Origin of the sequence: Streptomyces sp. NBC_01506 (assembly GCF_045040295.1) — a bacterium.
GTDB lineage: Bacteria > Actinomycetota > Actinomycetes > Streptomycetales > Streptomycetaceae > Streptomyces.
This window is the reverse complement of record NZ_CP109422.1, coordinates 5,058,938-5,071,411: the sequence shown is the minus strand read 5'-3', so window position 1 is coordinate 5,071,411 and position 12,474 is coordinate 5,058,938. Positions and strand designations below refer to the sequence as shown.

The window sequence follows — 12,474 nt, the reverse complement described above, 5'->3', positions numbered from 1 at the left end:
CCCGCACCAGAAGGTGCGGGGCATTCCCCAAAAATTGTTCGGCGGCGTCCTACTCTCCCACAGGGTCCCCCCTGCAGTACCATCGGCGCTGAAAGGCTTAGCTTCCGGGTTCGGAATGTAACCGGGCGTTTCCCTAACGCAATGACCACCGAAACACAATGAAACACTGAACAACCTCTGGATGACGACACAGAAATGTTCGTTGTCTCAGAACTAACACAGTGGACGCGAGCAACTGAGGACAAGCCCTCGGCCTATTAGTACCGGTCAACTCCACACCTCACGGTGCTTCCATATCCGGCCTATCAACCCAGTCGTCTACTGGGAGCCTTACCCCATCAAGTGGGTGGGAGTCCTCATCTCGAAGCAGGCTTCCCGCTTAGATGCTTTCAGCGGTTATCCCTCCCGAACGTAGCCAACCAGCCATGCCCTTGGCAGGACAACTGGCACACCAGAGGTTCGTCCGTCCCGGTCCTCTCGTACTAGGGACAGCCCTTCTCAAGACTCCTGCGCGCGCAGCGGATAGGGACCGAACTGTCTCACGACGTTCTAAACCCAGCTCGCGTACCGCTTTAATGGGCGAACAGCCCAACCCTTGGGACCGACTCCAGCCCCAGGATGCGACGAGCCGACATCGAGGTGCCAAACCATCCCGTCGATATGGACTCTTGGGGAAGATCAGCCTGTTATCCCCGGGGTACCTTTTATCCGTTGAGCGACGGCGCTTCCACAAGCCACCGCCGGATCACTAGTCCCGACTTTCGTCCCTGCTCGACCCGTCGGTCTCACAGTCAAGCTCCCTTGTGCACTTACACTCAACACCTGATTACCAACCAGGCTGAGGGAACCTTTGGGCGCCTCCGTTACTCTTTAGGAGGCAACCGCCCCAGTTAAACTACCCATCAGACACTGTCCCTGATCCGGATCACGGACCCAGGTTAGACATCCAGCACGACCAGAGTGGTATTTCAACGGCGACTCCACCGGAACTGGCGTCCCGATCTCAAAGTCTCCCACCTATCCTACACAAGCCGAACCGAACACCAATATCAAACTGTAGTAAAGGTCCCGGGGTCTTTCCGTCCTGCTGCGCGAAACGAGCATCTTTACTCGTAGTGCAATTTCACCGGGCCTATGGTTGAGACAGTCGAGAAGTCGTTACGCCATTCGTGCAGGTCGGAACTTACCCGACAAGGAATTTCGCTACCTTAGGATGGTTATAGTTACCACCGCCGTTTACTGGCGCTTAAGTTCTCAGCTTCGCCACACCGAAATGTGACTAACCGGTCCCCTTAACGTTCCAGCACCGGGCAGGCGTCAGTCCGTATACATCGCCTTACGGCTTCGCACGGACCTGTGTTTTTAGTAAACAGTCGCTTCTCGCTGGTCTCTGCGGCCACCCCCAGCTCACACTGCAAGAGTGATCACCGGAAATGGCCCCCTTCTCCCGAAGTTACGGGGGCATTTTGCCGAGTTCCTTAACCATAGTTCACCCGAACGCCTCGGTATTCTCTACCTGACCACCTGAGTCGGTTTAGGGTACGGGCCGCCATGAAACTCGCTAGAGGCTTTTCTCGACAGCATAGGATCATCCACTTCACCACAATCGGCTCGGCATCAGGTCTCACCCTGCATGAGAGACGGATTTGCCTATCTCTCGGGCTACACCCTTACCCCGGGACAACCACCGCCCGGGCTGGACTACCTTCCTGCGTCACCCCATCGCTTACCTACTACAAGTCTGGTCCGACGGCTCCACCACTCCCCTACACTCCGAAGAGCTCAGGGCGGCTTCACGGTCTTAGCATCGCCTGATTCAGTACTGGGCGTTTCAAAGCGGGTACCGGAATATCAACCGGTTGTCCATCGACTACGCCTGTCGGCCTCGCCTTAGGTCCCGACTTACCCTGGGCAGATCAGCTTGACCCAGGAACCCTTAGTCAATCGGCGCACACGTTTCCCACGTGTGTATCGCTACTCATGCCTGCATTCTCACTCGTGAACCGTCCACAACTCGCTTCCGCGGCTGCTTCACCCGGCACACGACGCTCCCCTACCCATCCGCACGCCCGTTGAGGCTTCATGTACGAATGACACGACTTCGGCGGTACGCTTGAGCCCCGCTACATTGTCGGCGCGGAATCACTTGACCAGTGAGCTATTACGCACTCTTTCAAGGGTGGCTGCTTCTAAGCCAACCTCCTGGTTGTCTCTGCGACTCCACATCCTTTCCCACTTAGCGTACGCTTAGGGGCCTTAGTCGATGCTCTGGGCTGTTTCCCTCTCGACCATGGAGCTTATCCCCCACAGTCTCACTGCCGCGCTCTCACTTACCGGCATTCGGAGTTTGGCTAAGGTCAGTAACCCGGTAGGGCCCATCGCCTATCCAGTGCTCTACCTCCGGCAAGAAACACACGACGCTGCACCTAAATGCATTTCGGGGAGAACCAGCTATCACGGAGTTTGATTGGCCTTTCACCCCTAACCACAGGTCATCCCCCAGGTTTTCAACCCTGGTGGGTTCGGTCCTCCACGACCTCTTACAGCCGCTTCAACCTGCCCATGGCTAGATCACTCCGCTTCGGGTCTTGAGCGCGCTACTATACCGCCCTGTTCGGACTCGCTTTCGCTACGGCTTCCCCACACGGGTTAACCTCGCAACACACCGCAAACTCGCAGGCTCATTCTTCAAAAGGCACGCAGTCACGACTGACAGCACAAGTGCTGCCAGCGACGCTCCCACGGCTTGTAGGCACACGGTTTCAGGTACTATTTCACTCCGCTCCCGCGGTACTTTTCACCATTCCCTCACGGTACTATCCGCTATCGGTCACCAGGGAATATTTAGGCTTAGCGGGTGGTCCCGCCAGATTCACACGGGATTTCTCGGGCCCCGTGCTACTTGGGTGTCTCTCAAACGAGCCGTTAATGTTTCAGCTACGGGGGTCTTACCCTCTACGCCGGACCTTTCGCATGTCCTTCGCCTACATCAACGGTTTCTGACTCGCCTCACAGCCGGCAGACTGTGAAAGAGAGATCCCACAACCCCGTATGCGCAACCCCTGCCGGGTCTCACACACATACGGTTTGGCCTCATCCGGTTTCGCTCGCCACTACTCCCGGAATCACGGTTGTTTTCTCTTCCTGAGGGTACTGAGATGTTTCACTTCCCCTCGTTCCCTCCACATACCCTATGTGTTCAGGTACGGGTGACAGCCCATGACGACTGCCGGGTTTCCCCATTCGGAAACCCCCGGATCAAAGCCTGGTTGACGGCTCCCCGGGGACTATCGTGGCCTCCCACGTCCTTCATCGGTTCCTGGTGCCAAGGCATCCACCGTGCGCCCTTAAAAACTTGGCCACAGATGCTCGCGTCCACTGTGCAGTTCTCAAACAACGACCAACCACCCACCACCCCGTCCACAACAGACGAGTTCACCGGGGCCGGCATCCCGAAGACACAAACAGCTCACGCCGCCCGTACCTTCAGACACCCAACAGCGCGCCCGGCCCTCCCGATCTACCCGGACTGCTTTCCACGCCCCCAAGAGGGCAGTACTGACAGGCCATGAAGACCAGGAGTGCCGAATAGTCAACGTTCCACCCATGAGCAACCACCGTCGGACAGGTGCCGACGAAATGGCCTCTGACCAAGCGAACTTGGTAAGAAGTGCTCCTTAGAAAGGAGGTGATCCAGCCGCACCTTCCGGTACGGCTACCTTGTTACGACTTCGTCCCAATCGCCAGTCCCACCTTCGACAGCTCCCTCCCACAAGGGGTTGGGCCACCGGCTTCGGGTGTTACCGACTTTCGTGACGTGACGGGCGGTGTGTACAAGGCCCGGGAACGTATTCACCGCAGCAATGCTGATCTGCGATTACTAGCAACTCCGACTTCATGGGGTCGAGTTGCAGACCCCAATCCGAACTGAGACCGGCTTTTTGAGATTCGCTCCACCTTGCGGTATCGCAGCTCATTGTACCGGCCATTGTAGCACGTGTGCAGCCCAAGACATAAGGGGCATGATGACTTGACGTCGTCCCCACCTTCCTCCGAGTTGACCCCGGCGGTCTCCTGTGAGTCCCCATCACCCCGAAGGGCATGCTGGCAACACAGAACAAGGGTTGCGCTCGTTGCGGGACTTAACCCAACATCTCACGACACGAGCTGACGACAGCCATGCACCACCTGTACACCGACCACAAGGGGGGCACCATCTCTGATGCTTTCCGGTGTATGTCAAGCCTTGGTAAGGTTCTTCGCGTTGCGTCGAATTAAGCCACATGCTCCGCTGCTTGTGCGGGCCCCCGTCAATTCCTTTGAGTTTTAGCCTTGCGGCCGTACTCCCCAGGCGGGGAACTTAATGCGTTAGCTGCGGCACCGACGACGTGGAATGTCGCCAACACCTAGTTCCCAACGTTTACGGCGTGGACTACCAGGGTATCTAATCCTGTTCGCTCCCCACGCTTTCGCTCCTCAGCGTCAGTAATGGCCCAGAGATCCGCCTTCGCCACCGGTGTTCCTCCTGATATCTGCGCATTTCACCGCTACACCAGGAATTCCGATCTCCCCTACCACACTCTAGTCTGCCCGTATCGAATGCAGACCCGGGGTTAAGCCCCGGGCTTTCACACCCGACGTGACAGACCGCCTACGAGCTCTTTACGCCCAATAATTCCGGACAACGCTTGCGCCCTACGTATTACCGCGGCTGCTGGCACGTAGTTAGCCGGCGCTTCTTCTGCAGGTACCGTCACTTGCGCTTCTTCCCTGCTGAAAGAGGTTTACAACCCGAAGGCCGTCATCCCTCACGCGGCGTCGCTGCATCAGGCTTTCGCCCATTGTGCAATATTCCCCACTGCTGCCTCCCGTAGGAGTCTGGGCCGTGTCTCAGTCCCAGTGTGGCCGGTCGCCCTCTCAGGCCGGCTACCCGTCGTCGCCTTGGTAGGCCATTACCCCACCAACAAGCTGATAGGCCGCGGGCTCATCCTGCACCGCCGGAGCTTTCAACCGTCCCCCATGAGGGGCACAGTATTATCCGGTATTAGACCCCGTTTCCAGGGCTTGTCCCAGAGTGCAGGGCAGATTGCCCACGTGTTACTCACCCGTTCGCCACTAATCCACCCGAAGGCTTCATCGTTCGACTTGCATGTGTTAAGCACGCCGCCAGCGTTCGTCCTGAGCCAGGATCAAACTCTCCGTGAATGTTTACCCGATATCGGGTGACACCACGAGAGCGGAACGTGTCGACCGGAATAAGGCCAACCGTTCACAGCGTCCTCGCTGTGTTTCTATCAAAGGAACCTCAACCCCAGCCCACAGAATGTGGACGAGGTCGGGGTATCAACATATCTGGCGTTGACTTTTGGCACGCTGTTGAGTTCTCAAGGAACGGACGCTTCCTTCGACCCCGTCTCCGGGCCCTCCGGGCTTTCCCTTCGGTCTTGCTGTCCTGCGTTTCCGACTCTATCAGAACCTTTCGGCGCCTGATTCCCAGTCAGCGGGATTTGTCTTTCCGGCCCTTCGGCCGTTCCGACGTTTCAAACTCTAGCCCGTTTCCCCGTCGACTCACAAATCGAGTCCCGGTAATGGATTTCGGCATGCCGAAATTGTTCCCGGTGAGGGGGTCCCGCAGAGTTTGTGTGCCGCATTTAAACGGCCGGAGTGTGCCGTGGAACCGTTACAGCTCCATGACAACTCGAAGAACCTTACGGACCGACCCCGGTGGTGTCAACTTGGGTTGTTCGCCCACCGTCAATCCAGGTCGGTGAGGCGCCCGCCCGCGTCCGGCTGGGCGTGTTCCACGCGGCGGAGCAGGCGGATCAGCAGCTCGCCCAGCACCCCGCGCTCCTCGGTCGAGAGGTCCTGAAGGAGGTCCTCCTCGAAGTCCGAGGCCATGCGCATGGCCTCCAGCCACTTCGTGCGGCCCTCGTCCGTCAGCTCGACGATCACCCGTACCCGGTTGTTCTCGTCCCGGTCGCGCGTGACCAGGCCCTCGCTCGCCATGCGGTCGACGCGGTGGGTCATCGCCGCCGGGGTGAGGCCGAGGCGTTTGGCCAGTTCGCCCGGTCCCAGGCGGTACGGGGCTCCGGCCAGGACGAGGGTTTTGAGGACCTCCCACTCGGCGTTGCTGATGCCGAGGTCGGAGAGCTGTCGTCCGTACGCCACGTTCATCCGGCGGTTGAGCCGGCCGAGTGCCGAGACGACCTGCTCCACCTGGGGGTCGAGGGCCTCGAACTCTCGCTGGTAGGCGGCGATCTGTTCGTCGAGGCTCGGTTCCTCGGGGGTGTCTGACATGCGGCGCAGTATGGCACGGCTGTCGTTGGCGTTGAAGTCCTTCGATGTGTATTGTTGAGGTTCTAACTTTAGCTTTGAAGTCTTAGAGCTTGAGGTCTTCCAGACCTCCAGCCTTCCTCTTCTTCTCCTCAAAGGCAGGTGAGTGTGACCAGGGTGATGGGCAGCGCGATGCGTCGGATCCAGGCGGGCAACGCGCTGAGTGCGTTCGGGCTCGGGTTCACCGTCCCGTATCTCTATGTGTATGTGGCCCAGGTGCGGGATCTGGGCGCCGGTACGGCGGGGGCCGTGCTGGCCGTCTTCGCCTTGGCCGCGCTCGTCGTGCTGCCCTTCGTCGGGCGTGTCATCGACCGGCGCGGGCCGCTGCCGGTCGTCGTCGGTGGTGCGGTGCTGGCCGCCGTGGGGGCTGTCCTCATGGGGGTGGCGGCCAGTGTGCCGGCCGCCGTGCTCGCGGCGGTGCTGCTCGGGGCCGGTACGGCCGTCATGCAGCCCGCGCTCGCCACGATGATCGTGTGGTGCTCGACGCCGTCGACCCGGACACGGGCCTTCGCCACGCAGTTCTTCCTCCAGAACCTCGGGCTCGGCATCGGTGGTCTGATCGGCGGGCTGCTCGTCGACGTCAACAGGCCGGGGAGCTTCACCCTGCTGTTCGGTGTCGAGGCCGCGATGTTCCTGGTGCTGGGCGCCATCGCGGGGACGGTACGGATGCCTCGTACGTCCGGTGCCTCCCCCTCGCTTTCCAAGGAGACGGGCACCCGGGCCGGTGGCGGTGGGATGCGCGCGCTGCTCGGGCACCGGGCGATGGTGCAGTTGTGTGTGCTGGGCTTCGTGCTGTTCTTCGCCTGCTACGGACAGTTCGAGTCCGGGCTGGCCGCGTACGGCACCGAGGCCGCCGGGATCGACCCGTCGACGCTCGGTGTCGCGCTGGCCGCGAACACCGCCGTGATCGTCGTCGCGCAGTTCGTCGTGCTCAGGCTGGTCGAGCGGCGCAGGCGGAGCCGGGTCATCGCCTCGGTCGGGCTGATCTGGGCGCTCGCCTGGATCATCGCCGGGTACGCGGGCCTGGGGCACGGCAGCCAGACGATGGCGACCGCCGCCTTCATCTCCACGTACGCGCTGTTCGGACTCGGTGAGTCGATGCTGTCGCCGACCGTGGCCCCGCTGGTGGCCGATCTGGCGCCGGACGAGATGGTCGGGCAGTACAACGCCGCTTTCGCCCTGGTCAAGCAGCTCGCGCTGGCCGTCGGGCCCGCTGTGGGCGGGCCGATGGGGGCCACGCTGCACGGCCCGTACATCGTGACGTTCGTGCTCTTCTCGCTCGGCGTCAGTGTGCTGGCGCTGCGACTGGGCCGGCGGCTCACCCCCGTACAGGACCAGCCTTCACTCGCGTACACGTCGCGTGTCGTGGCCCTGCACAAGCCGGAGCCGGAGACCGCCGTGACCGCCTCCTCGTGACCGCCTCCTAATGAGGCAACGCGAACTCGCACCAGACCGCCTTGCCGCCGCCCGGTGTGCGGCGGGAGCCCCAGGACGAGGCGATCGTCGCGACGATCGAGATGCCGCGCCCCGCCTCGTCGGCCGGTTCGGCGTGGCGGCGCAGCGGGAGGTGGTCGTCCCCGTCGGTGACCTCGATGATCAGCCGGCGGTCCGTACGGCGCAGTCGCAGGCGCATCGGCGGGGTGCCGTGCTGGAGGGAGTTGGCGACGAGTTCGCTGGTCGCGAGCACGCCGAGGTCTCTGAGTTCGACGGGGAAGCGCCACGAGGAGAGCACTCCCGAGGCGAAAGCGCGGGCGCGCGGCGCGGCCTCGATGCCGCCGAGCAGGTCGAGCGCGGCGTTGTGGAACAGCTCGGCGGCCTGGCCCGTGCGGGCGGGGTGCTGGAGGACGAGCACCGCCACGTCGTCGTCATGCTCCGCCGTGACGCCCATCGCGCGGATCAGCCGGTCGCAGACGACCTGGGGTGATCCCTTGGCGCCGGCGAGCGCGCGCTCCAGGGATGCCACGCCCTCGTCGATGTCCTCGCTGCGGCGCTCGACGAGACCATCCGTATAGAGGACGGCGGTGGAGCCGGGCGCCAGGTCGATGGCGCCGGACGTGTGGATCCAGCCGCCGGTGCCGAGCGGGGGGCCTGTCGGGTCGGCGGCGCGCGCGACGGTGCCGTCCTCGGCTCGTACGAGGATGGGCAGATGGCCTGCCGAGGCGTAGACGAGCTGACCCTCGTTGGGGTCGTGGACCGCGTAGACGCAGGTGGCGATCTGGCTGGCGTCGATCTCGGCGGCGAGTCCGTCGAGCAGTTGCAGGACTTCGTGCGGGGGCAGGTCGAGACGGGCGTACGCGCGGACGGCGGTGCGCAGTTGGCCCATGACGGCCGCCGCGCGGACGCCGCGGCCCATGACGTCGCCGATGACCAGGGCCGTACGGCCGGCGCCCAGGGTGATCACGTCGTACCAGTCGCCGCCGACCGCCGCGTCCGTACCGCCCGGCTGGTATGTGGCGGCGACACGGAGATCGTCGGGCTGTTCCAGCTCCTGCGGGAGCAGTGAGCGCTGGAGGGCGACGGCGGTCTCGCGGAGCCGGCGCTCGCTGGCGCGCAGGCGCTCGGCGGCCTCGGCGTGGTCGGTGACGTCGGCGGCGAAGATGAGGACACCGCCGGAGCCGCTGGTCTCGACGGGGGTGCAGGTCACGGTGTACGAGCCGTCGCGTGCGACGGTGGCCGAGCCGTGCGCCGAGCCGTTCGCCGAGGCGTTGACGGCGGCGTTGGTATCGGCAGCCTGGACCTTGCGGGACTTGACCGTACGGGGCTTTCCGCTGCGCAGCACCTGGTCCATGAGGGGCATCAGGCCCAGCTCGACCAGCTCGGGGCAGCCCTCGGCGGCGGGCGTGCCGGGCTCGCGTGGTCCGAACGCGTCCACGTAGGCGTCGTTGACATAGGCGACGCGGTGCTCGGGGCCGTACACGAGCGCGGCGAGGGCGGGGAGGCCGCCGAGGACGTCGCGGACGGACAGCTCCTCGAGGGCGGGGATTCCCTTCGGTCCTGCGTCCTGTCCTGCGGTCCGTCGTCCTTTCTCGTGCTCGGGGCGCCGTTCGCCGTGCTGTTCGAATTCACCGCGGGCGGCGGGCACAGCGTTCGCGGAACTCGGCGATTGCGCCTCTCCAGCGTCCGTCCGCGCGGCGATGCGGCGCTGTGTACCGGGGAGCCGGGCGCTCCAACGCGTGAAATTCACGGATTTTCATGCCTCATGGTGTCGTTGCTGTTCGCCTTGGCGGGCTGCCGGGTCGCTCTCTGCGGAATCACTCTGTGCAGATGTGAACCCACCTATGGTCACACGTTCAGTGTGGCCGACGGCACTGACATCGGACGTCAGACGTCTTTAGGTCGTTCCACTCCGGCGGCGAGTTCGAACTCGGCACGTGGGTGCTCCAGGGAGCCGAGGGAGACGATCTCCCGTTTGAAGAGTCCCGACAGGGTCCACTCCGCGAGCACACGCGCCTTGCGGTTGAAGGTCGGGACACGGCTGAGGTGGTACGCGCGGTGCATCAGCCAGGCCGGATAGCCCTTGAGCTTACGGCCGTACACCCGCGCGACGCCCTTGTGGAGGCCGAGCGACGCGACGGAACCGGCGTACCGGTGACGGTAGTCGTGGAGCGGTTCGCCTCTTAGGGAGGCGACGATGTTCTCGGCGAGGACCCGGGCCTGGCGGACGGCGTGTTGCGCGTTGGGGGCGCATTCGGCGCCAGGCGCGTCCGCCGTCAGGTCGGGGACGGCGGCGGCGTCACCGGCCGACCAGGCGTGTTCGGCGCCGTCGACGGTGAGCTTGGCCGTACAGATGAGCCGGCCGCGCTTGTCGAGGGGGAGATCGCTTTCGGCGAGGATCGGGTGCGCCTTGACGCCCGCCGTCCAGACGAGGGTGCGGGTGGGGAAGCGGGTGCCGTCGCTCAGTACGGCCACCCGGTTCTCGCAGGAGTCGAGCCGGGTTTCGAGGCGTACGTCGATATTGCGGGCGCGCAGCTCGCGGACGGCGTACTCGCCCATGTGCCGGCCGACCTCGGGAAGGATGTGGTCGGATGCCTCGACCAGGATCCATCTCAGGTCGTCGGCCTTGACGTTGTGGTAGTAGCGGGTGGCGTAGCGGGCCATGTCGGCCAGTTCGGCGAGGGCTTCGACGCCCGCGTAGCCGCCGCCGACGAAGACGAAGGTGAGTGCGGCGTCGCGCAGTTCGGGGTCGCGGGTGGAGGAGGCGATGTCCATCTGTTCCAGGACGTGGTTGCGCAGGGCGATGGCCTCCTCGACGGTCTTGAAGCCGATGCCGTGTTCGGCGAGGCCGGGGACGGGGAGGGTGCGGGAGATCGAGCCGGGGGCGAGGACGAGTTCGTCGTACGTCATCTCGAAGGAGCCGGGGGGCTGGTGGGCGTCGGCGGCTTCGGTGGCGTCCGGGCTCCGGCCGTTCGGGCCGTTCGAGGCGTTCGGGCCGTTCGAGGCGTTCGCGTTAGCTCGTACCGCGGCCTCTTCCTCGGAGGCGAGGGTGGTGAGCGTCGCGACGCGCTTGGCGTGGTCGATGGATCTGGCCTCGCCGACGATGACCGTGCAGCCCGGCAGGACACGGCGCAGCGGCACCACGACATGGCGCGGTGAGATCGAGCCGGCGGCGGCCTCCGGCAGGAACGGCTGGTAGGTCATGTACGGGTTGGGCGACACGATCACGACCTCCGCCTCCCCGCGCTTGAGCTTCTGCTGGAGCCGCAGCGCGGTGTACATCCCGACGTAGCCGCCGCCGATGACAAGAACGCGTGCGCGGGGCGGTGGTGCGGGGGTTGTCCCCCGGGAGATCTCTGCCTTCACCACCCCATGAGGCATCGGGCTCCTTGGTTTGTCCACAGCCTCGGCAAATTGTGTGACCGGAGCCCGTCGACGGCCCCAGGTGCGCAAATCCCCCTACGTCAGGGAAGGTTCGCAGGTCAGGCGGTGTGAAACCGGTGGCGGGAGGGTGCCGAATCAGGCATCTTCCGGTCCTTGCTCCGATCGGGGGGCGCTCCGTGCGGAACCACCCCCTTCTGAATTCTCCGGGGCTCAACTATGTTCGTACTCCGTCGGGGGGTCGACCGTGACTGGGTCGAAGCGCCCCGACTGTCAAGGCGGGGAGGTCTCCGGGGGGAGACGTCATTACCGGGGGAACGCTTATGCACATTCAGGATTCTCATTGGCAGGCCGTCGTTTCCGTGGACGGCAACGGACGCGCGAGCGCGGGCGGGATCGGCCGTTCCGCACCGCTGCGCGTCGACGCGCAGCGCAATCTCGAGCACGTCCTGCGGGCGGCTCGTGAGGTGTTCGGCGAGCTCGGTTACGGGGCGCCGATGGAGGACGTCGCGCGCCGGGCCCGGGTAGGGGTCGGCACGGTCTACCGGCGCTTTCCCAGCAAGGACGTGCTCGTCCGGCGAATAGCCGAGGAGGAGACCTCCCGGCTGACGGAGCAGGCTCGGGCGGCTCTGGGGCAGGAGGACGAGCCGTGGTCCGCGCTCGCCCGCTTCCTGCGGACGTCGGTGGCTTCCGGCGCGGGCCGGCTGCTGCCGCCGCAGGTGCTGAGGGTCGGGGTGGACGTCGACGAGTCGACGGTCGTCCCGGACTCGGCGGACGAGGCACGGGTGCCGCAGCAGCGGCAGTCCGGGCATGCGGATCTTCGGGTGGTCGGGTCGGCCGGGTCGGTCGAGCACACCGGGCAGCACGCTTCGGCGGGGCTGGGCCCGGGGTCGGCCGGTGAATCCGTGGGGTCCGTCGATTCCGTGGCTTCCGTCGGTTCCGTGGGCGGCGACCTGATGGATTCGGCTTCCGGCACGGTCGAACTGCTGGATGTCGTCGGGCAGTTGGTCGAGCGCGCGCGGTCGGCCGGCGAACTGCGGCAGGGTGTGACGGTGGCCGATGTCCTGCTGGTGATAGCCACGGCGGCGCCCGCGCTGCCGGACGCCGCGCAGCAGGCGGCGGCTTCGGCACGGCTGCTGGACATCCTGCTGGAAGGACTTCGGTCCCGCGCCGCGTAGTCGCGGGGCCGAGACCCGTCCGGTGGGTCCGGCGGTGGTCGGCGCGTCAACTTGATGCTGTGGGGCGGTCGTCGGACGGCAGTTCGTCCGGCGACCGTGCCGCCCCGGCCCAGGGTCGTCGCCGTGGACGCCGGTCCGGGGCACGTCC

Annotated in this window: 5 protein-coding genes and 3 rRNA genes; 2 read left to right on the top strand and 6 right to left on the bottom strand. The window is 64.5% G+C overall.

Annotated features, from left to right (window positions below; all coding sequences use genetic code 11):
• Positions 1-36: 36 nt before the first annotated feature.
• The 4 genes from rrf to OG329_RS22225 all read right to left on the bottom strand — a co-directional run bounded on the left by rrf (position 37) and on the right by OG329_RS22225 (position 6,297).
• Positions 37-153, bottom strand: a 5S ribosomal RNA gene (rrf, locus tag OG329_RS22240).
• 84 nt (positions 154-237) lie between these two features.
• Positions 238-3,361: ribosomal RNA gene (locus tag OG329_RS22235) — 23S ribosomal RNA — on the bottom strand.
• A gap of 320 nt (positions 3,362-3,681) precedes the next feature.
• Positions 3,682-5,205: ribosomal RNA gene (locus OG329_RS22230) — 16S ribosomal RNA — on the bottom strand.
• Together the 16S, 23S and 5S rRNA genes form the textbook arrangement of a ribosomal RNA operon.
• 549 nt (positions 5,206-5,754) lie before the next feature.
• On the bottom strand, positions 5,755-6,297 hold the full coding sequence (locus tag OG329_RS22225) for a MarR family winged helix-turn-helix transcriptional regulator (RefSeq protein WP_405797489.1): 543 nt from the start codon (positions 6,295-6,297) through the stop codon (positions 5,755-5,757).
• A gap of 156 nt (positions 6,298-6,453) precedes the next feature.
• Here OG329_RS22225 and OG329_RS22220 point away from each other — a divergent pair, with 156 nt between their 5' ends.
• Entirely contained in the window at positions 6,454-7,749 is a 1,296-nt protein-coding gene (locus tag OG329_RS22220) for an MFS transporter (RefSeq protein WP_405801964.1), read from the top strand.
• Positions 7,750-7,756: 7 nt separating this feature from the next.
• Here OG329_RS22220 and OG329_RS22215 read toward each other — a convergent pair whose 3' ends face one another.
• Together OG329_RS22215 and OG329_RS22210 are read right to left on the bottom strand one after the other, a co-directional pair.
• Positions 7,757-9,517: a SpoIIE family protein phosphatase gene (locus OG329_RS22215; protein ID WP_405797488.1), complete on the bottom strand. Its 1,761-nt coding sequence runs from the start codon at positions 9,515-9,517 to the stop codon at positions 7,757-7,759.
• Positions 9,518-9,654: 137 nt separating this feature from the next.
• Positions 9,655-11,148: an NAD(P)/FAD-dependent oxidoreductase gene (locus tag OG329_RS22210; RefSeq protein ID WP_405797487.1), complete on the bottom strand. Its 1,494-nt coding sequence runs from the start codon at positions 11,146-11,148 to the stop codon at positions 9,655-9,657.
• A 323-nt stretch (positions 11,149-11,471) separates the two neighbouring features.
• Here OG329_RS22210 and OG329_RS22205 point away from each other — a divergent pair, with 323 nt between their 5' ends.
• A complete protein-coding gene (locus OG329_RS22205; RefSeq protein ID WP_405797485.1) occupies positions 11,472-12,326 on the top strand; it encodes a TetR/AcrR family transcriptional regulator in 855 nt (284 codons plus the stop codon).
• Positions 12,327-12,474: the final 148 nt, after the last annotated feature.